The organism is Tepidibacillus sp. HK-1 (genome assembly GCF_001748485.2).
In the GTDB taxonomy this organism is placed as follows: Bacteria; Bacillota; Bacilli; order Tepidibacillales; family Tepidibacillaceae; genus Tepidibacillus_B; species Tepidibacillus_B infernus.
In genome coordinates, this window is record NZ_BDGM02000009.1 from 21,010 (window position 1) to 40,247 (window position 19,238).

At 36.7% G+C, this 19,238-nt stretch carries 17 protein-coding genes, 2 pseudogenes and 2 riboswitches; of the genes and pseudogenes, 18 read left to right on the forward strand and 1 reads right to left on the reverse strand.

The window, feature by feature from the left end:
- Window positions 1-42 precede the first annotated feature (42 nt).
- Window positions 43-1,398 (reverse strand): IS5/IS1182 family transposase, encoded by a 1,356-nt coding sequence (locus tag BEN26_RS06170; RefSeq protein ID WP_069800848.1) that lies wholly within the window; start codon window positions 1,396-1,398, stop codon window positions 43-45.
- Between the two features lie 806 nt (window positions 1,399-2,204).
- Between BEN26_RS06170 and BEN26_RS06175 the strand changes: the two genes are divergently transcribed.
- The 18 genes and pseudogenes from BEN26_RS06175 (at window position 2,205) to cobK (ending at window position 19,209) form a co-directional block, all read left to right on the forward strand.
- Entirely contained in the window at window positions 2,205-2,396 is a 192-nt protein-coding gene (locus BEN26_RS06175) for a hypothetical protein (protein ID WP_069800844.1), read from the forward strand.
- A gap of 165 nt (window positions 2,397-2,561) precedes the next feature.
- Window positions 2,562-2,675: pseudogene (locus tag BEN26_RS14275) on the forward strand (thiamine pyrophosphate-dependent enzyme); the annotation flags it as partial.
- A 601-nt stretch (window positions 2,676-3,276) separates the two neighbouring features.
- Window positions 3,277-4,869, forward strand: coding sequence for a PucR family transcriptional regulator (locus BEN26_RS06185; RefSeq protein WP_069800842.1), 1,593 nt, complete (start codon window positions 3,277-3,279; stop codon window positions 4,867-4,869).
- 406 nt (window positions 4,870-5,275) lie between these two features.
- Window positions 5,276-5,938 carry an aspartate/glutamate racemase family protein gene (locus tag BEN26_RS06190; protein WP_069800840.1) on the forward strand — a complete coding sequence of 221 codons (663 nt, stop codon included), beginning with the start codon at window positions 5,276-5,278 and terminating at the stop codon, window positions 5,936-5,938.
- Window positions 5,919-7,481, forward strand: coding sequence for an OPT/YSL family transporter (locus tag BEN26_RS06195; RefSeq protein ID WP_069800838.1), 1,563 nt, complete (start codon window positions 5,919-5,921; stop codon window positions 7,479-7,481). Before BEN26_RS06190 ends, BEN26_RS06195 begins: the two co-directional genes overlap by 20 nt.
- Window positions 7,482-7,494: 13 nt before the next feature.
- Window positions 7,495-8,544 carry an S-methyl thiohydantoin desulfurase family protein gene (locus tag BEN26_RS06200; protein WP_069800837.1) on the forward strand — a complete coding sequence of 350 codons (1,050 nt, stop codon included), beginning with the start codon at window positions 7,495-7,497 and terminating at the stop codon, window positions 8,542-8,544.
- A gap of 14 nt (window positions 8,545-8,558) precedes the next feature.
- Window positions 8,559-9,500 carry a DUF1177 domain-containing protein gene (locus BEN26_RS06205; RefSeq protein WP_069800835.1) on the forward strand — a complete coding sequence of 314 codons (942 nt, stop codon included), beginning with the start codon at window positions 8,559-8,561 and terminating at the stop codon, window positions 9,498-9,500.
- Complete coding sequence (locus BEN26_RS06210; protein ID WP_069800834.1) at window positions 9,497-10,165, forward strand: AroM family protein; 669 nt, start codon at window positions 9,497-9,499, stop codon at window positions 10,163-10,165. The genes BEN26_RS06205 and BEN26_RS06210 overlap by 4 nt, the downstream gene beginning before the upstream one ends.
- A gap of 51 nt (window positions 10,166-10,216) precedes the next feature.
- Entirely contained in the window at window positions 10,217-11,107 is an 891-nt protein-coding gene (locus tag BEN26_RS06215; protein WP_069800832.1) for a DMT family transporter, read from the forward strand.
- Complete coding sequence (locus tag BEN26_RS06220; RefSeq protein ID WP_069800830.1) at window positions 11,097-12,002, forward strand: aminopeptidase; 906 nt, start codon at window positions 11,097-11,099, stop codon at window positions 12,000-12,002. Before BEN26_RS06215 ends, BEN26_RS06220 begins: the two co-directional genes overlap by 11 nt.
- A 524-nt stretch (window positions 12,003-12,526) precedes the next feature.
- A pseudogene (locus tag BEN26_RS06225) lies at window positions 12,527-12,987 on the forward strand (transposase); the annotation flags it as partial.
- A 356-nt stretch (window positions 12,988-13,343) separates the two neighbouring features.
- Window positions 13,344-13,538: riboswitch (cobalamin riboswitch) on the reverse strand.
- Between the two features lie 168 nt (window positions 13,539-13,706).
- Window positions 13,707-13,901, forward strand: a riboswitch (cobalamin riboswitch).
- Between the two features lie 286 nt (window positions 13,902-14,187).
- Entirely contained in the window at window positions 14,188-14,871 is a 684-nt protein-coding gene (locus BEN26_RS06230) for an energy-coupling factor ABC transporter permease (protein ID WP_082732594.1), read from the forward strand.
- A gap of 4 nt (window positions 14,872-14,875) precedes the next feature.
- On the forward strand, window positions 14,876-15,136 hold the full coding sequence (locus BEN26_RS14280) for an energy-coupling factor ABC transporter substrate-binding protein (protein WP_068725971.1): 261 nt from the start codon (window positions 14,876-14,878) through the stop codon (window positions 15,134-15,136).
- 8 nt (window positions 15,137-15,144) lie between these two features.
- Window positions 15,145-15,846: a cobalt ECF transporter T component CbiQ gene (gene cbiQ, locus BEN26_RS06240; RefSeq protein WP_069800828.1), complete on the forward strand. Its 702-nt coding sequence runs from the start codon at window positions 15,145-15,147 to the stop codon at window positions 15,844-15,846.
- Between the two features lie 15 nt (window positions 15,847-15,861).
- Window positions 15,862-16,701 (forward strand): energy-coupling factor ABC transporter ATP-binding protein, encoded by an 840-nt coding sequence (locus BEN26_RS06245; protein ID WP_069800826.1) that lies wholly within the window; start codon window positions 15,862-15,864, stop codon window positions 16,699-16,701.
- A 15-nt stretch (window positions 16,702-16,716) separates the two neighbouring features.
- Window positions 16,717-17,493: a precorrin-3B C(17)-methyltransferase gene (cobJ, locus tag BEN26_RS06250; protein WP_308789524.1), complete on the forward strand. Its 777-nt coding sequence runs from the start codon at window positions 16,717-16,719 to the stop codon at window positions 17,491-17,493.
- Between the two features lie 30 nt (window positions 17,494-17,523).
- Window positions 17,524-18,417, forward strand: a complete 894-nt coding sequence (locus BEN26_RS06255) for a sirohydrochlorin chelatase (protein WP_068725962.1) — start codon at window positions 17,524-17,526, stop codon at window positions 18,415-18,417.
- A 33-nt stretch (window positions 18,418-18,450) separates the two neighbouring features.
- Window positions 18,451-19,209, forward strand: a complete 759-nt coding sequence (gene cobK / locus BEN26_RS06260) for a precorrin-6A reductase (RefSeq protein WP_069800822.1) — start codon at window positions 18,451-18,453, stop codon at window positions 19,207-19,209.
- Window positions 19,210-19,238: the final 29 nt, after the last annotated feature.

Genomic DNA, 19,238 nt, shown 5'->3' on the forward strand with positions numbered 1-19,238 from the left:
TCAACATTGAAATGGAAAAACGCCTATGAAAGAGAGATACTTCTAAGCAACTCGATCATTCACCAATAAAGCATTCATACGATCAACAGCTAATTTGGAAGCGTTATAAACTAGAATTACTAGGTCAAAATGAACTTTCGCACGCTTACCAGTACGATAACGTACATTGTTTAATTGAAAATATTCCTTTAGGTATGCATTTACGCGTTCAACAGCAGTACGTCTCTTAAAAATATCCTTCCAAGATTTTGAGCCTCTTGCTGGTGCTGTGTATTTTCTAAGATCTGTGGTAATTTTCACTTTATACACCTTTTGACAGAGAGCTTCGTTAGCTAAGGGACAGTCTTTACATTCTTTGGGTCGGGTGTACTTTAGTGTTTCATATTTAGGATCGAAACTATCATACCGATACGAATGCTCTCGAACACAAGTTGGTGCGAAATGCTTATCAAAGCCTAGAGGTTCAGGCTCATTTCGTTTATTATAAGCAATAACAGCCTGATGCCCCATTCGATGAATATGTGTATAGATTGGTTCGTAATCATACCCAGCATCCATGGTGTGATAATGCAGAGAAGGAAGAGGTAAACGTTCATGAATCCCTTTTAGTAAAGGAATAGCTGCTTTACCGTCATTCAGACTTCCAGAAGAAAAAAGGGATTGTAAAATGTATTGGCTCTTCGCTCCAACAGCTAAGTGAGCTTTATAGCCATACCAAAAGACGTTTTTCCCTTCACTATTCTTCTTTACGCCCCATCGGGGCTCTTGTGGAATTTTAGTACGCAGTTCAACTAAAGGAACATCTAACTGATCTTCAATTTTCTTTTCAAAAAGGGGAAGATTAGCTTCATGTTCTGCTTGTTCAACTAACCATTGTTCACGCTCAGCTTTTGACTTACGCCCACGTTTTTTAGGTTCTGTTTCAGGCTTTTCATCCTTTGGCGGTGCTTGATCACGTGCCTCAAAATGGGATGCATCAATAGCGATCGTATCATCGTTTATAAATTCTTCGGTGATCGCTTGAAGAAGAAGTGTTTCTTGAACTCTTTCAAGAACGTTCGATTTACTTATGATAGTAATTAACCTTGAATAGGCAGCTTCAGATGGCACCGAATCGGATACCAAAAAGCCACAGTCAAGACGGAAAATCATATCATTCTTTAATCGATGAACTAAATCTTTAACAAACGGTATTCTCTCAGTAATTCTGGCAATTAAAGAGTAAATCATCGCTGCATAATTAAGTTCCACAGGCCTACCAAAACGTGATTTCTTCGTTACCACAGCGAAGATTGGGTCAATGTCAATTGTTGAAAAAATAGATTCAAATCGTTGGGTAGGTTCTAAATCATATAATTCTTGCAGGTCAAACAGGCTTCCTTGTCGTATAATAGTCATAGGGAGTATTCCTCCAATCTCTTGTTTTTGTGTGGTAACTAAAACATTCGAGATTTGGGTAGGTACTCCTTTTTTTAGTTTTAAAAACCCTTGAGCCCGTTGGGCTCTGATTTATGAAATTCATTCTAATGAATGTTCTTTTTCGTATTCCGTTCCAGAAAGTTGAAAGTATTGTTGGGGAAAATGAGGGACTTACTATTAAAAGGATTTGGAAAGAAATACGGACGGAAGTTATTATCGTCTTTATTGCAACATTGTGGTTAGTTGGAGCGTTAATAACGGGACTTATTCAAATTCGAGCATTCAAACAATGATAATATCAGTGTTCTTCAATAAACGGTGGCGATTGTTGTACAATGGAAGTCGATTCTTATGCTAACGTGGCAGGTTTGTTTAAGAAGAATTATTTTTGAAATTGCTGGGAGGATAATATAATAGACTTTGATTTGTTAATTAGTCAAGCGTTTTTGTTAATATGGTTAGCCATATTTTATTTGGTTTTGTATTTGTTTCATAGGTTTATTCCATATGGATTTATTGTAGCACAGATAATATTTGTTTATATATGGACTTTACTGCCTTATTTCGATGTAAGTTATATAGGATATTTATATTACGATAAGGAGATACCAGTGTTTTGACTAGTTTCTTCAGTAATGCTTTTATTTTCGATTTATAAAAGAAAATAATGTTATTGTAACGGGGGCGTATCTTTACAAGCAGATACGCTTTTTTACTATTAGAGCAGAATAATTGGATAAGAACAACGGGGAAGATAAAGGTAATTTGTTAATGGAGTGAAAGTAATGGGTATTCTTGGTTGTTTGATAACAGTTGGAATTGTGATTTTAGTTATTTTACTTATGATGACTTTAGATGCAGGTTCTTGGTGGAAAGACCTAAAGGGATTATCGAACAAACAGAAAATTTTTGGATTAATTTTACTTATTATCATTTGGCTGATTGTAGGATTGTTAGTTGGTAATATTAATTTTTGATATTGAGCTAACGGGGGCACGCGACAAGTTCTGTAATAAGCGCTTGCAGCGTGAAATACAGGAAGTTTACTATATATAAACTTCAACTTTACAACGGAGGATGGGAATGATAGAACCATGTTTCTTGAAACCATCCCGTCAATACTCCTGCATGCGTCATAGTTGACAATAAAAAAGCTATATCAACAAGGGAAAATCCATGGAACGATGCATTTGTGTATTGGGCAAGAGGCAACTGCAGTCGGTGCATGTGCAGCATTAGCAAAAGAAGATAAAATTAGTGGTTGTGCGGTCGGGGCAGCAATGACAGGGATGAGGCCAATTTTAGAATGCGAAAAGAGTTGATTCCTTCTATTGAATAAATTAACGGAGTTGTTTGGTAAAAGACTTTCATTATGCAGCCATTGAGGTCGTTAATCTAGATAACATCAGATGAAAAAATTTAATATTGATAGGTATTTAAGCACTATTTAAATAAAAAGTCATCTTTTTATTGTTATCAATCGGATAAAGAGGATTTTAGAAGACCTGCTTGTACCACAAATTAGGAGAGAGGGTGAAATCGAGGTATAGATGAATACACCTTTTCTCACTGTTTTAAGAACTGAAAGGATAACGATTTCGGTCTACCACAGCTTTTAAGCCGTGGTATATTTCTGTTATGGTGGTATTGGAATGGCTTTTATTGTTTAATAAGAAGACAATAGGGACTCATAAAACTCCTCATTTATAAGGGAGAAGTCCCTTGTGCCACTTCTGTATCTCTCTCTGGAAAATTACAGGGTTACAATGTGTCCAAATAAATTCCAAAATATCCATAGTGATAACCAGCCTATATTTATGATAAAATTGTTAAAAAATTTTGAAAGGGGTGAGGGGGATGAAGGTAGAGGATGCTTTAAAGATTGGTGAACTGTCAAAAGGTGAAGTGATCACAGGGAGGGAAGGTCTTTCACGAAAGATTTTATCGATTGAGGTAATGGAAGTTCCTGAAGTTGGAAATTGGATAACGGAAGGAATTTTGATGTTGACAACGTTTTATTCGGTGAAGGATGATTTCGATAAGCAATATGACATATTAAAAACATTAATCGAAAAACGTGCTGCAGGTTTGGTTGTGAAATTGGGAAGGTTTCTTAATCATTTGCCCGAAGAAATGATTAAGTTAGCAGAAAAGAATGCTTTTCCAATCATATCAATTCCGAAAAATGTATCATATATAAATGTGCTAACCCCTTTGTATGAAAAGCTATATGAGGAAAAAGAAAGAGCTAAACAGAACTCTTTCAATCCTTTCCATGATTTTGTTATCGAGGATTATGCTATGGTGGTAGATGCGATTGAAAATTTATCAGAAATATTGGAAGCTCAAGTCTATATTGAGGATTGTGAAGGTCAATTACTTTACAGCTCAAAGACATTTTCATCAGATGGCTGGAGGAATTCCAATTTATTATTTTCTGCACCTTCCAACCCAAATTATAAGGAGCTAATAAAAGAATGGAAAAGCGATTTCCAGCACGGCTTATTAAGACGCGCGAAATTTTCGGATCAAAGGAATCGGCTGATCGTACCACTGTTATCAAAGAATGATATTTTTGCGTTTATACATCTTCCGTTTAAAGATCAATCTAAGTTTCAAGAGGTCAAACCCCAGCATGTGAAAAAGCTTAGTCGTAAACTCTCAGAAACAATTATAAGTGAGCAGTTAGATTTGCAAAAAGAACGGATCAAAGAAAAGGAAAAATTAGAGTCGTTTTTGGATAAGTATAATTCGGAAAATCCAAATGACAAATTTATCCTTTTGTACTTTTATACAAAATATAATGATAAACCTTCGATACAGTCTTCTCCGTTGTTAGACATCAATTGTTTAGTAAGAAAAAATATAAAAGAATGTGTGCAGTCCCTGTCTTGTGAAGAGAATATTTTATTCGAAAAACATAATCAATTTTTTTGCCTAATCCAATCTTCAGAAATCGAGCATCAGAACATGGTTTCCTATTTTAAAAGTGAATGTCAAAAATCAGTGCAAAATTCCTCTATTATAGATGTCAAAGTTTCTGTTAGTGCTCCTATTAGGAGTTTAAACGATTTTGATGTGAAAATAAAATCGGTCATGAAAATTATGGAAATTGGCCATAAAGTTCAACCAGATGAAAAAGTGTATACCTATGATAAATTAGGCATTTATGAGATTCTTATTAATTTGAGTACCAATCCAGCTGCTATGCTGTATGCGGATGAAGTGCTTTCACCCCTAACTAGTGGTGATGGAGAGCTTTTAGAGACTTTAATTGCCTTTTTAAAAGAGAACGGAAACGTATCGCGTACTGCTGAGACTTTATTTATTCATCGAAGAACGATGACTTATAGGCTTCAAAAAATTAAAGAACTGTTAAACATGCAGCTAGATGATCCAGAAAACCTTTTTATTTTGCGTTTTTGCTTGAAAATGAAAGAGTACATTTAAGTAGATTTTAAATTCATAAGTCCATTTAGTTTAATAGATAATGAAAGATTGATTCTGTTAAGAAATTTACTTTTGTCAGTCTAAATAGATTTCCCTAAGTAAGAGACGGAGGATATCCGTCTCAGGCTGTCTTGACAGCCTTTACTTATTTTGCTTATATTTTAGTGAATCACTGCGTTAATTTGATATATAGGAGTGAAAATTTTTAGGAGCTAAGTATTAGGCAGGCTACGGTTCTGCTTTCACCTAAAGGCTCGGCAATCGCCGAGTTTTTTTTAATTCCTCCTTCCATTTTATGAGAAAGGTGAAAATAGTGAGAAAAAAATCAAATAAAATCCTTCCCAACTTGTGCATGTGACGAAGTAATTAGAATTTTTATAATAATTTAAAAAGGGGGAATCACAATATGTTAGGAATTATTCGTGTTTTAACAACTAAAGAAGAGTCTGTTCTACAAGAACATGGAAATAAAATGAAGGAATATGCAGGGGTAGAATCAATTACAAAATGTATACAAGATCAACCTAATGGTATTTATAATAATGAATCTGAACAAATAGCCATTTCAAAAATAGTAGAATTGGCTAAAAAAATGGAAGAAGAGTTTAATGTCGATGCGATCACAATTAGCTGTGCGGCTGATCCAGCTATTGATGAGTCAAGAGCTGTTGTGAATGTTCCTGTTTTAGGTGCAGGAGTATGTGGAGCACATACAGCTTGTATGGTTGGAAATCGTGTTGGGATAATTGGTATCACAGATTTTATACCAGGCCGGATGCTAAAGGAACTTGGTGAACACTATCATTCACACGCTTATTCTGAAAAGTTAAGAAAGACTACGGATTTATTTAAAGAAGGTGCAAAAGAAGAATTATTAAAAGTAGCTCAAGGGTTAATTGATTCTGGAGCGGATGTCATTTTATTTGCTTGTACTGGATTTTCAACGATTCGCTTAAAGGATTATTTTGTTAAGCACTTATCTGTACCAGTCGTCGATTTAGTTGAAGCACAAGCAATTGCTTATCAATTGATTAGAAAGGAGACAAGGAATGAACCAAAAAACGTTTGATTTCTCGTTTATCATATTTTCAATAATCATCTCTATTTTTGGTGCAATCATCGGGATGCAGCTGATCACATCTCTTGGTATTACTCCGAACACATCCATTATTGGTGCTTTAATTGCGATGGTTATAGCCCGTATCCCGATGCAAATGTTCTATAAATACAAGTCCCTAGATAATCAGAATCTTGTTCAAACGACGATTTCTGCAGCCACGTTTGGTGCAGCTAATAGTCTTTTAATCCCTATTGGATTACCTTATGTTTTAGGGATGCCGGAGTTAATCATTCCTATGCTAATCGGAGCAGGGATTGCCTTATTTATTGATGCATTCATTTTATATAAAGTATTTGACTCTAAATTATTCGGTGCAGATGAAACATGGCCGCCAGGTGTTGCAACCGCTGAAGCCCTAAAAGCTGGAGATGAGGGTGGATCTAAAGCAAAGTACCTCGGTTTAGGAATTTTAGGTGGAATGGCTGGTTCTCATTTTGGTATTCCGATGTCCGCATTTGGTGTTGCATTTATCGGAAACATATGGGCATTATCAATGTTTGGAATTGGTTTGTTATTAAGAGGATATTCTGTTCAGCTGTTTGGTGTTGACTTAAATGAGTACTATATTCCACATGGAATGATGATTGGTGCAGGAGTTGTGGCATTGCTTCAATTTTTATTTACTCTTGCTAATTCTCGATCTAAAAAAGAAACTGATGTGGAAACAGATCATGAATACACACGAAATGAAAGTGATGTAAAACAAGGAATGGGAATTGGTTTCGTTCTTTATATTGCTGGGGCCCTACTTGTTGCTGTTATAGGAGGAATTATGGCTGAAATGCCTATCTGGCAGCTGTTATTATTTGTTTTATTTGCTGCGTTAGCTGCTCTTGTAAGTGAAATTATTGTAGGGATTGCGGCGATGCATTCAGGATGGTTTCCAGCATTTGCTGTTACGTTAATTTCACTAATCATCGGGATGATCATAGGGTTTCCGCCAGTCGCACTTGCCTTACTTACAGGTTATACAGCGGCAACAGGTCCTGCTTTTGCAGATATGGGGTATGATTTCAAAGCTGGTGTCATTATTAGACGAGGTGTTTCAAGTGCTCAAGAGCTTTTTGGACGCCGTCAGCAATTTAAGAGTGCAGCAATTGGTTTTGGGGTTGCGTTAGTAATGGTTGCTCTTTTTGCAGATTCTTTTTTCGCACAAGACTTAGTTCCTCCTGTAGATCGTGTTTATGCAGCGACAATTGAAGCTGGTATTTCAGGAAACGTAACAACGTTATTGTTATTGTGGGCGATTCCAGGAGCCATCATTCAATTAATTGGCGGACCAAAGAGGCAAATGGGAATTTTGTTAGCGACAGGTCTATTGATTTCATTCCCAATCGCAGGCTGGGCAGTAATCATTGGGGTTCTAATCCGTTTAATCGTACTAAAAGTTCGTGGTCCAGAGGCGGAAAAAACAATGTACACCACGGCAGCAGGATTTATTGCCGGAGATGCTATATATAGTTTCTTTACATCAATTTGGAAAGCTAGATAAAGAGGGGATCTAAATGACAAAAAAAATATTAACTAAAGATGATGCTAAGAAAGCAGTATATGGAGGTTGTATTCTAGGAGGCGGAGGCGGAGGATGGATTCATGATGGTCTTGAAAAGTCAGAATCTGCCTTTGAAATGGGCACTCCTAACCTGATTACAATCGATGAATTGCAAGACGATGACTACGTAGTGTGTGTGTCACTTGTCGGGGCACCTTCTGCAAAAGAACTATATGTTGACTCACAACAGCTAGTTGAAACGGTTCAACGTATGCAAAAAGAATTTCCGCATCCAATCAAAGCCATTATGACAAATGAAAATGGAGCTTCCACAACGATAAATGGCTGGCTACAGGCTGCTGGTACTGGCTTGCCGGTTATCGATGCGCCTTGTAACGGAAGGGCACATCCAACAGGATCAATGGGTTCTTTAAATTTAACTGAAGTGGATGGATACCTATCGGTTCAGGCATATTCAGGTGGAAAAAATGATAAAAAAGTGGAGGGGATTGTTTCAGCTTCCCTTGACAAAGCTTCAAATGCTGTCCGTTTTATGTCTGTAGAGGCTGGAGGTATGGTAGGGGTTTGCCGAAATCCAGTGCAAGTCGATTATGTGAAAAAAAATGCTGCAGTAGGTGGCATCACTCAGGCAATCGAACTTGGTGAAGTCTTCCTATCTGTACCTGAGGGTTCAGAGCGAATTGAAGCCGTTGCTTCATATCTGAAAGGCCGGGTTATTCATTCAGGAACGGTAAGTTCGTTTGAATTGAATGAAACAGGCGGATTTGATGTTGGAATTGTGAATATTGATGATTTAGAGCTTACTTTTTGGAATGAATACATGACTGCTGAGATGAATGGCGAGCGTAAGGGTACATTCCCAGATTTAATAATGACTTTTGATGCTAAAACAGGACGTCCATTAGTAAGCGCAGAAATTCAGGAAGGTCAAAGTATTGCGGTCATTTCAGTACCGAAAGAAAACCTGAAATTAAGCTCAACAATGTTTAATAAAAAGCTTCTAAAGTCAATTGAAACTATTATTCAGAAAAAGATTGTTTGAAGGAGAGAGATGTCATGTCACTGAAATATACAATGGAAGTAATGGAACTGTTGGATCATCCAAAAGCAAACGGAAAAATGGTTACCGATCTTTTTACAGATTTCTCAAATGTAGAGGCAACCTACGAAACTGTATCGGGTGATCGTGGGTCAACCGATTTTATAAAAATCGTTGTAAAAGGAACGGAAGGGAAATTAGCAGGTGGTAACGCCCCTTCCCTAGGAGTAGTGGGGCGTTTGGGTGGACTTGGAGCACGTCCCTCCCGAATTGGATTTGTTTCAGACGGCGATGGAGCTGCAGCCGCTGTCACAATAGCGTTAAAGCTTGCGAGCATGGCTGAAAAAGGAGATCGTCTACCAGGTGATGTCTATATCACGACACATATTTGTCCAGATGCTCCAACAGAGCCCCATGAACCAGTTGATTTTATGGGATCGCCAGTTGATATCCTTACCATGAATCAGTATGAAGTATTGCCAGAAATGGATGCCGTTTTATCCATTGATACAACAAAAGGAAATAAAGTCATTAACCATCGCGGGATTGCCCTATCTCCAACTGTAAAAGAAGGGTATGTGTTAAAGTTCAGTGATGATTTGCTACGAATCATGGAGATGTCTACTGGCGATTTACCTGTGACTTTTGCTGTAACGACTCAAGATATTACCCCTTATGGAAATAATGTTTATCATATAAATAGTATTTTGCAGCCTGCTGTTGCAACGGATGCACCAGTTGTTGGTCTTGCTATAACGGCTAAATCAGCTGTTCCAGGCTGTGGTACCGGTGCAAGTCATGAAGTGGATGTGGCACAAGCTGTTCGCTATAGCATTGAAGTAGCAAAAGAATTTACGCGTGGACAAATTGAATTCTACGATAAGCAAGAATTCAGCCATCTTGTGAAATTATATGGTTCAATGAAGAAGCTGCAAACTCTAGGAAGTGTTTCGTCATGACAAGAAAGTCAGTAGGTGTTTTGACGATCGGACAATCCCCACGAGAAGACGTAACTCCTTCTATTCGAGCTATTTTAGGGGATTCGATTGATATTAAAGAGGCAGGTGGACTTGATCGACTTGATGAGAACGAAATAAAGACTATTCATCCTGATGATCAAGAAATTACGTATATTTCAAAATTGAGAAATGGCCGATCTGTTAAGATTGGGAAATCGAAGCTTTTGCCATTATTACAAGACGAATTAACCAAACTTGAAGAGAAGGTATCTGCTGTTATTATGCTTTGTACAGGAGATTTTCCGACAATTCAGAGTAAGAAGCCGTTAATTTATCCTGATAAAATATTAAACCATACAGTCCAAGCAATCTTAAATAAGGGGAAGCTAGGAGTGATTGTTCCATTAGAGGAGCAACGAAATACTCTAACTAAAAAATGGGAAAATCCCAACCTGGAACTTTTCGTTGAAGTTGCATCTCCTTATGAAGAAAGTGATGTAAAAGGAGCTGCCCAAAAGCTAAAGGCCCAGGGAGCGGAGCTTATTGTTCTTGATTGTATGGGATATTCTGAAACTCATAAAAAAGATGCCATGGAGGGTAGCAACCTGCCAGTTCTTCTTCCGCGGACCTTAACTGCTCGTATTGCTGCAGAATATGTACAGTAGATTAGAGATCCGGTTTTCCGGGTCTTTTTTTTAGGGGAGAGGAATCAATAAATGCCAATCATTGCACTGTTTGTTTTAAGTCTTCTTTGGGGGTCTACTTTTTTTCTAACCAAATTATTGCTCATTGATTTTGAGCCGGTTTCAATCGTTTTTTATCGATGTTTATTTGGTATGTTGGGGCTTTTGCCATTTTTTCTATGGAAAAAAAAGAAAGAGGATTTTATTAGGCTTCCTATTCTTATTATGATTACCTTGATAAGTGCAGGTATTCCGTGGGTTTTCATGAGTTTTAGTTTACAAGGACTTGACACAACCGTTAGTGGAGTGTTGAATGCATCTGGTCCTGTAATTGGAACTATTTTGAGTATTGTAATCTTTAAAAAAATTATTCCTCGGCACGAGATTTGGAGCGTATTAATTGGATTTACTGGAATTTTTATAACAATCCTAGCGGGGATGAATGGAAATGGCCAATTCCACGTTGGGTCTGCAGCATTGCTTTTATTTGCTGTTTGTTTTTATTCGATGTCAGCTGTCTTCTCGTCTATGTATTTAAAGCATTGTTCTGTTTTTACTCTTTCTTTTACAACAATGGCGGTTGGTACTATTTATTCTGGTGTATTTATGCTGTTTATTGAGCCGATGAGTTTCAGAAATTTTGTAGATTGGAAACCTTTTTTATTGTTTCTTGCTATAGGTATGGTTAGTTCAGGATTCGGGAATATGATCTATTATTATTTAGTGAAATCAGGGGGTGCCCTATTCGCTCTATTAGTAACATATTTAATGCCGATAATGACAATTTTATTAGGGGTTCTTTTTCTTGGAGAAAATGTTAGCATCGGTATGGTGGTTGGATTGTTCTTTGTACTAACTAGTGTTTATTTGATGAATAAAAAAAAGGTGTATAAAAAAGGAGTGATAAAGGAATATGTTTCATAGTGTTGTTGCAAATATCATGTCAAACAACTTAGATGTTGCTAAAACGAGTTCAATATTAGTTTTAACAGATCATAGTACATCTTCTTTAGCCAAAAAGTTTAAAGATGCCTTAATAGCAAATGAGTGGAATGCAACTTTTTATGAGATGGAGGACAGAACAAAATCAGGTGAAGAGCCTCCAAGAGAAGCTGCTGATCAAATGCTGGAATATGATGTTGTTTTCTGCTTAACTAAGCATTCTTTAACACATACATTAGCTCGAAAAAATGCGAATATTCATGGAGTTAGTGTGATTACAATGCCAGGAATTACGGAGGACATGTTTTTGCATGGGGCAATGAAAGCCGATTACGGGCTGGTAGAAAAGGAAACAATGGAAATGACAGATAAATTGTCTCAAGCAGAAAGAGTAACGATTGAAACCGGAAGCGGGTATCGATTAAACATTTCCCTTTCTGGAAGAACAGGGGTCCCAAGTACAGGAGTTTTCAAAGGCAAAGCTGCTTCAGGCAATCTACCATCAGGAGAGGCTTATATTGCACCTGTTGAAGGGGCGGCTGAAGGGAAAATCGAAATTAATGGATCTATTGCTGGTATTGGGCTTTTAAATAAACCTGTTGTTTTAACACTTAAGCAAGGGAAGATTATTGAAGCCACCGGTGAACAAGGGGAAAAACTACTTTCTTTGCTAGGTGATGGAGACGGGAGATTACTATGTGAACTTGGAATCGGAACGAACCATGCTGCAAGAGTAACAGGAAATATATTAGAAGATGAGAAAGCTTATAATACGATTCATGTTGCGTTTGGCTCTAATCATACCTTCGGAGGGACGATAAAAACGAATGTCCATATTGACTGCGTGACGATTAACCCTAAAATTGAATGGGAATAAACGACTTAAATAGGTGACAGGATAGTAGAAGTAAAAGAGATAACTAAAATCTTTGAAGATAATTAATAATTAAATACCTTCGTTGGCACACTTCATTAAAGATATTACACACTCTCATCTTAGGGGCGGCATGATGTGATGGCTGCTCTATAAGGTTTTTCAAGAGGCTTGCTAACTAAATGCTAACATGGTGAAAAATTAAGAGGCTTCTCATTAGTTCACTTTATTTTTGGGAAGCCTCTTTTTGATTTTTTGAGTAAACATGAAGATATACATTCTTTGTAATTTGATAATCATTATGACCGAGCTGATTTACAATTTGCTCCAGAGTGTAACACCAGCCTCTACTAAGAGAGATGTATGCGTATGTCTCAATGATAAAATTTTTATTTAGCTAATCGAATCAATTTCATAATTATGAGCCATACGGGCTCAAGGCTTTTAAAAGCCGAAAAAGGAGTACCTCCCAAAATGTCGAATGAGTAAGTAACTACATAAACTCTAAGACTGGAGGAAGACTCCCCATGCCTTTTATAAGACAAGAAAGCCTATTTAGTATACAAGAATTATATGATTTAGAATCTACCCAACGATTTGCAGCTATCTTTTCAACGATTGACATTGATCCAATCTTGGCTGTGGTTGAGAAAAAATCAAGATTTGTAGACCAGTTGAGCTTAACTATGCAGCGATGATCTACGCTTTAATTGCCAGAATCACAGAACGTATTCCATTTATCAAAGATTTAGTAAAACGTCTCAAGAATGATATCGTCTTTCGCCTTGATTGTGGCTTTTTGGTTTCTGATTCTGTGCCATCTGAGGTCGCATTCTCAGTTATGATTTAACTCATCAAGGAATCGAACGCTTTAGAAAAAGTCTAAGAAGCTCTTCTTCAACAAGCAACTAGTGAAGGCTTTATTTCCGATGATATGGTAGTTATCGATTCAACCCATTTTGAAGCCCGTGATCAGGCGCCACCTAAATTCTGCAGGTCTGTCTTTCTTTAAAAGAAGGAATTATGAAATTGATTCCTTTAGGTAAAATTTCATTTAATAAGAATTCTTCTTCTGCAAAATTGGTTAAGTGGTGTCTTAATAATGGCAAAGAATATACATAATTACTGTTTTCCCTTTTTAAAAAATCTGTCTTTTTGTTTTCTACTTCTGATGTAAATGACCTGATAATTTGACTTGAACTGTTAAATATAAAAAAGCCTCCTTGTATATTTAAATAAAAAAATCCGCTCAATTTTGAGCGGATTGAACGATGGATAAAAAGGCAATTATAGAAAATATACCTGTTTATACAATCGTTCCATCCTCCCAACTCCCGAAGAAAATGAAACTTGAAAAGTAAGGCAGGTCTCCTGACTTGTGCTTCTTCCTACTTTGAATCCTTCCCGTACAAGAGCCATGAAGCATTCTTGCACAGTGGTTTTTACTCATTTCGTCCACACTTACAGTTGCGGGGACAGTTCTGGACTTTCACCAGATTCCCTTTTAAGTTTTAAAACACCTTACTTTTTTGCATAAAACACTATATATTGTTTTTTAAAAACGATTTTTTCTATATGTTGTATTCCTTGTTTGATATTAAATAACAAATTTTGCTTTTTTGCAATGATTATTTTTTATACAGTAACAAAATTAAAAATTTAGTTGACATGCTATCAGTCATGGGTTATATATAAAGTTAATAAAATTAAATATCGTTGGAAATAGGTTCCAAGTTATGCGATGATAACTTGGATTAAAAGGGAAGTCGGTGAAAATCCGACACGGTCCCGCCACTGTAACGAGGAGTCTGTATAAATCATTGCCACTGATTGAAAAATTGGGAAGGCCTTATACAGACGGTGAATCGAAGTCAGGAGACCTGCCTATTTTCAAAACACAAAACCCTACGGGAGATAGGGGAGTGTTTGTCGTTTCAGTGCCATATCAGCATTGATTACACATTAGAACACTTCAACGCTTTCCTTGTAAAACGAATAGAAGTGTTTTTCTTGTGAAATAGGTGATATGGTGGAGAATATTCACTAGAGCACATCAAGCACTTCTATCTTTAGGGTAGGGGTGCTTATTTTATTGGAGGGAGGAATTGATTTGCAAAATCGATCATTTAGTGTTGAGGTTTTGTTATTAACGATTTATTTTTTGTTCATTCCACAGTCTGCATATGCGATGCATATCATGGAAGGTTTTTTGCCGGTTAAATGGGCTGCTTTTTGGTGGGTACTTTCTACTCCGTTTTTCTTGTTTGGAGTGAAAAGGATTCGTATCGTTATCAAAGAAAATCCTCAGTTTAAATTACTACTTGGTGTAATAGGGGCGTTTACTTTTGCTTTATCTGCTCTAAAGCTACCATCAGTTACAGGGAGTAGTAGTCACATGACAGGTGTAGGATTAGGCGCGATCTTATTCGGTCCAGCGATCATGAGTGTAATTGGGGGAATTGTTTTACTTTTTCAGGCTCTTTTACTCGCCCATGGTGGAATTACCACTTTAGGTGCTAATCTTTTTTCGATGGCGATTACTGGGCCAATATTTGCTGTAGGTACGTATCATGTTTTTAAACGTTTGCTCCATAGAGATAAGCTTGCAATCTTTTTGGCAGCAAGTTTAGGGGATCTAATGACTTATGTTGTGACTTCACTTCAATTATCTCTAGCGTTTCCTTCACAAATTGGTGGAGTGATGGAATCATTTCAAAAATTTTTTACGATCTTTGCTGTTACTCAGGTGCCGTTAGCGATGATTGAAGGAATCATTACAGTTATTGTTATTCAACTTTTAAAGCAAAATCATCAGCAAGAACTGCAATTTCTTTTACAAAAAGAAAGGAGGTTTTTTACTTGGGGTAAATAAAAAAATACTACTTAGTGTATTCGTTTTGTTCCTTATTCTCTTTTTACAAAATTTTTTAGGAAATCTTGAATTTGCTGGGACGGATGATCAAGCACAAGGAGTAATTTCATCGATAGATCGAGATTATCAACCATGGATTACAAATTTGTTTTTTCAACCGAATGAGACAATGGAAAAGCTCCTTTTTTCCGTTCAAGCTATTTTAGGATTCGGTGTTCTCATTTATGGAATTGGTTTTTATCAAAGGAAGGATAAAAACAGGTGAGAAATTAAATGTTGAAAATTGATCAAATTGCGTATACCAATCGTTTCATTCGACTTGATCCTTTAATCAAATTGGCATTTGTGTTTGTAAGTTTTATTTTCTCTTTTTTGTTTCATTGGGTTGGCGATCTTATGATCTGGGTTATTACTGTCACGATCACTATTGGTTTTGCCAAAGTGCCATGGAAAGATTATCTAACATTATTGCTAGGGATGGGTCTTTTTCTAGGAGTAAGCCTAATTAGCATTATGGTATCCATTTCTCCATCACCAAAAATGATGTTGGGCTTTCTTTCCATCGGCCCTTATTTTATTGGTATTACGAAACAAGGAATAGAAACAGCAGGAACTATATTTTTTCAATCACTGTCTAACACGGCAAGTTTACTTTTTCTTATACTGACGACTCCTTTTCATGACTTAATAAAAGTAATGGAAAAATTGAAAATTCCTGTTGATCTTCTCGAAATTGCGAAGCTCATCTATCGTTTTCTATTTGTTTTGTTAGATACAGCCTATCAGATGAAAATGGCACAAACTTCACGGCTTGGCTATAAAAACTTTACTCGTTCACTTTATTCATTTTCAGCTTTATTATCACAACTTTTTATAAATTCTTTAGAGCGTTATCGAAAATGGGCGATCGGTTTAGAAAGCAGAGGAGTGATTGAAAGTTCTATTGTAGCTGATCAAGCTAATACCGAAGTATAAAAGGACGGAAAGCAGATGGAATCATCAATCATCGAATTGGAAAATGTATTATATCAATACCCGAATGGTACGGTAGCACTTGATCGCCTTACCTTAAAGATCTCGAATAGCAAAAAGGCGGCGCTAATTGGTCATAATGGCGCAGGGAAATCAACACTTTTAGGTCATATTAATGGCATTTTCCGACCAACAACAGGTAAAGTGATCGTCAATCAAAAAGAAATAAGGTATTCTCGTTTGGAATTAAATCGATTAAGAAGGAAGGTGGGGATTGTTTTTCAAGATCCAGAACAGCAACTCTTCTCGTCAAATGTTTGGGAGGATATAGCCTATGGACTCAAAAATTTGAACCTTCCCGATAAAATGATTCAAGAAAAAGTTCAGTTCATCATGGAATATTTACATATCACTCATTTAGTACAGAGGCCAATCCATTATCTTAGTTTAGGTGAGAAAAAATTAGTAGCCTTAGCTGGAGTCTTGGTGATGGAACCAGAGATTTTATTATTAGATGAACCTACAGCTTATCTTGAACCGAAGGCTATCGAACGATTGATCCAATTTTTAGAAGAAGAATCAAGCTCCAAGTTAATCCTTTTATCTACTCATGATTTGGAATTGGCTTATCAATGGGCCGATCATCTTATTGTTTTAAAAAATGGAAAAAAATTAAAAGAAGGAACACCTATGGAGATTTTTTCTGACGCAACAATATTAAGGGAATCTGGCTTAAAACCGCCAATTTTTTGGGAAATATACCAAGAGTTATTAAAACAGAAACGAATCGATTCTTCTATAAAACCACCAACTTCATCTACTGAATTATTATCTTTATTACATAACATCTGTAAATAAAAAGTGAAAGGAAATATGGACAAAATGGGAACGATTAGACATCTATTCATTGTTGGAATTGGACCTGGAAGTGCTGAATTAATGACAAAACAAGCACAACTTGCCATTGAAAAAAGTGAAGTTATTGTTGGGTATCGGACTTATATCGATCTTATCCAACCATATATACAGGGAAAAGAAGTGGTTGCCACAGGAATGACCAAAGAGATCGAAAGAGCAGAAATCGCGATTGATCTAGCAAAAAAGGGAAAGAAAGTAGCCGTTATCTCTAGCGGAGATGCCGGGGTATATGGAATGGCAGGGCTTATTTACGAAATGATCGCAGCAAGAGAGGAAAAAATATCTGTTCAAATTGAAGTCATCCCTGGTATATCAGCAGTCAACGCAGCTGCGGCTTTACTAGGAGCACCGCTTATGAATGATTATTGTACCATCAGTCTGAGCGACCTTTTAACACCATGGGAACAAATTGAAAAAAGAATTCGTCTGGCTGCAGATGCAGATTTTGTCATCGCCCTTTATAATCCAAAAAGTAAGAAAAGAATTCTATCGATCCAAAAAACGCAAGAAATTTTATTACAATACCGCTCGGTTGATACACCAGTAGGCATTGTGAAGAATGCGTATCGAGACGATCAAGAAGTCATCGTAACGACTTTAGGAGAAATGCTCCATCATGAGATGAATATGGTAACCACCATTATTATTGGCAGTTCGGACACTTTTAAATTTGATCAAAAAATCGTGACACCACGTGGTTATCAAAATAAATACAGTTTAACAGAACGCTAACAAAAAATGATAAATTTTGGGGGAGAAGAAATGGAAGCCATTTTATTTGTCGGGCATGGGAGTCGAGATTCAGAAGGAAATGAAGAAGTACTTCGTTTTACAGAAAAAGTAGCACAAAGAATCCGGGGAATAAAATCGGTACCGATTATTGAAACTTGTTTTTTAGAATTAACCACTCCCACAGTTTCTGAAGGAATGGATCAATGTATTCGTCAAGGGGCAACAAAAATCGCTCTCGTTCCTATTATTCTTTTTTCCGCTGGTCATGCTAAAATACATATTCCTAATGAGATTGATCAAGCAAAAGTGAAATATCCAGGTATCACTTTTACATACGGAAGGCCTATCGCGATTCATGAAGTAACATTACAAATTCTCACAGATCGTCTGAAAGAAATAGGTTTTCAAGGAGAAAGCGGGGAACAAAGAAAAGAGGAAGCCATTTTACTAGTGGGGAGGGGAAGTAGTGATCCCGATGCAAACAGCGATCTTTACAAAATCATGCGGTTATTATGGGAACGGATCCCAGTTAAGTGGGTGGAACCTGCTTTCATGGGAATAACAGAGCCGACGTTTACAGAAGGAATCGAAAGATGTATTGCGACAGGGGCAAAAAACATTTATATCTTACCTTTTTTCTTATTTACGGGGATATTGATCAAACGAATGGATCAAATGATCGAACATTATCAACAATTATATCCAAACCAAAAGATCAAAAGAGCTCCATATCTAGGGCTTGATCACAAATTAATCGATGTTCTCACTGACCGTGCCTTTGAAGCATTAGAGGGGAAACCAGCCCTTAATTGTGACCAATGTATGTACCGTATTAACTTCATCCATCATTCGCATCATGAACATCATCATGATCACCATGATCACGTACATCACCATAATGGTCATCATCACCATCATGAATAAGTGAACAAGAACCATAAGCAGAGGTTAGATAAAATGTTAGTATTAGCAGGAACAAAAGATGCAAGAGAACTAACTGCTTTTTTACTTCAACATAATAAGAAGGTATCCGTAAGTGTGGTCACAGAACAAGCTGCCCAAAAATATAAATCTCTAAACATCCCCATTAATATTGGAAGGTTAACGAAAGAACAAATGCTAGAAATGGTCCTTGCAAAGAAATTTAAGGCCATTATTGATGCGACACATCCTTATGCAGAACTCGTTTCAAAATATGCGATTGAAGTAGCAAAAGAAGTAAAAATACCTTATTTACGGTATGAGCGGCCGTCAACAGTTCTAAATGAGAACCAATACCTTCATTTCGTATCTTCCTATTTAGAAGCCATTGAATGGATCAGAGAAAAAAAAGGTGTTGTATTCGTAACTACAGGAATCAATAAAATTGATCGATTTGCAAAAACATTGTTAGGGGAGCCAAATATTCGGCTTATTTTTCGCATCTTGCCTACGGCAGAGAACCTACAAAAGTGCGAATCATTAGGAATACCAAAGGAAAATATCATTGCCATGCAAGGAACATTTTCAGCTGGATTGAACCAAGCCATCTATAAAGAATATGGAATCAATCTTCTAATTACAAAGGAAAGTGGGAAAGAAGGAGGATTTTTAGAAAAGGTAGAGAGTGCCATTCAAATGGGAATTGAGACGATCGTGATACAAAGGCCCAAACTACAATATCCAATTGTGTTTCATCATTTTGAAGATTTATTGAAATACCTAGAGAAACATTAGTAAATGAGTTGTAAATGAAATCAACGAAA

Coding starts and splice junctions, on each gene's coding strand:
- BEN26_RS06245 (WP_069800826.1), top strand. CDS start 15,862: ATGGAATCATCAATCATCGAATTGGAAAATGTATTATATCAATACCCG.
- BEN26_RS06195 (WP_069800838.1), top strand. CDS start 5,919: ATGAACCAAAAAACGTTTGATTTCTCGTTTATCATATTTTCAATAATC.
- BEN26_RS06210 (WP_069800834.1), top strand. CDS start 9,497: ATGACAAGAAAGTCAGTAGGTGTTTTGACGATCGGACAATCCCCACGA.
- cobJ (WP_308789524.1), top strand. CDS start 16,717: ATGGACAAAATGGGAACGATTAGACATCTATTCATTGTTGGAATTGGA.
- BEN26_RS06205 (WP_069800835.1), top strand. CDS start 8,559: ATGTCACTGAAATATACAATGGAAGTAATGGAACTGTTGGATCATCCA.
- BEN26_RS06255 (WP_068725962.1), top strand. CDS start 17,524: ATGGAAGCCATTTTATTTGTCGGGCATGGGAGTCGAGATTCAGAAGGA.
- BEN26_RS06170 (WP_069800848.1), bottom strand. CDS start 1,398: ATGACTATTATACGACAAGGAAGCCTGTTTGACCTGCAAGAATTATAT.
- BEN26_RS06200 (WP_069800837.1), top strand. CDS start 7,495: ATGACAAAAAAAATATTAACTAAAGATGATGCTAAGAAAGCAGTATAT.
- cobK (WP_069800822.1), top strand. CDS start 18,451: ATGTTAGTATTAGCAGGAACAAAAGATGCAAGAGAACTAACTGCTTTT.
- cbiQ (WP_069800828.1), top strand. CDS start 15,145: ATGTTGAAAATTGATCAAATTGCGTATACCAATCGTTTCATTCGACTT.
- BEN26_RS06175 (WP_069800844.1), top strand. CDS start 2,205: ATGGGTATTCTTGGTTGTTTGATAACAGTTGGAATTGTGATTTTAGTT.
- BEN26_RS06220 (WP_069800830.1), top strand. CDS start 11,097: ATGTTTCATAGTGTTGTTGCAAATATCATGTCAAACAACTTAGATGTT.
- BEN26_RS06185 (WP_069800842.1), top strand. CDS start 3,277: ATGAAGGTAGAGGATGCTTTAAAGATTGGTGAACTGTCAAAAGGTGAA.
- BEN26_RS06190 (WP_069800840.1), top strand. CDS start 5,276: ATGTTAGGAATTATTCGTGTTTTAACAACTAAAGAAGAGTCTGTTCTA.
- BEN26_RS06215 (WP_069800832.1), top strand. CDS start 10,217: ATGCCAATCATTGCACTGTTTGTTTTAAGTCTTCTTTGGGGGTCTACT.
- BEN26_RS06230 (WP_082732594.1), top strand. CDS start 14,188: ATGCATATCATGGAAGGTTTTTTGCCGGTTAAATGGGCTGCTTTTTGG.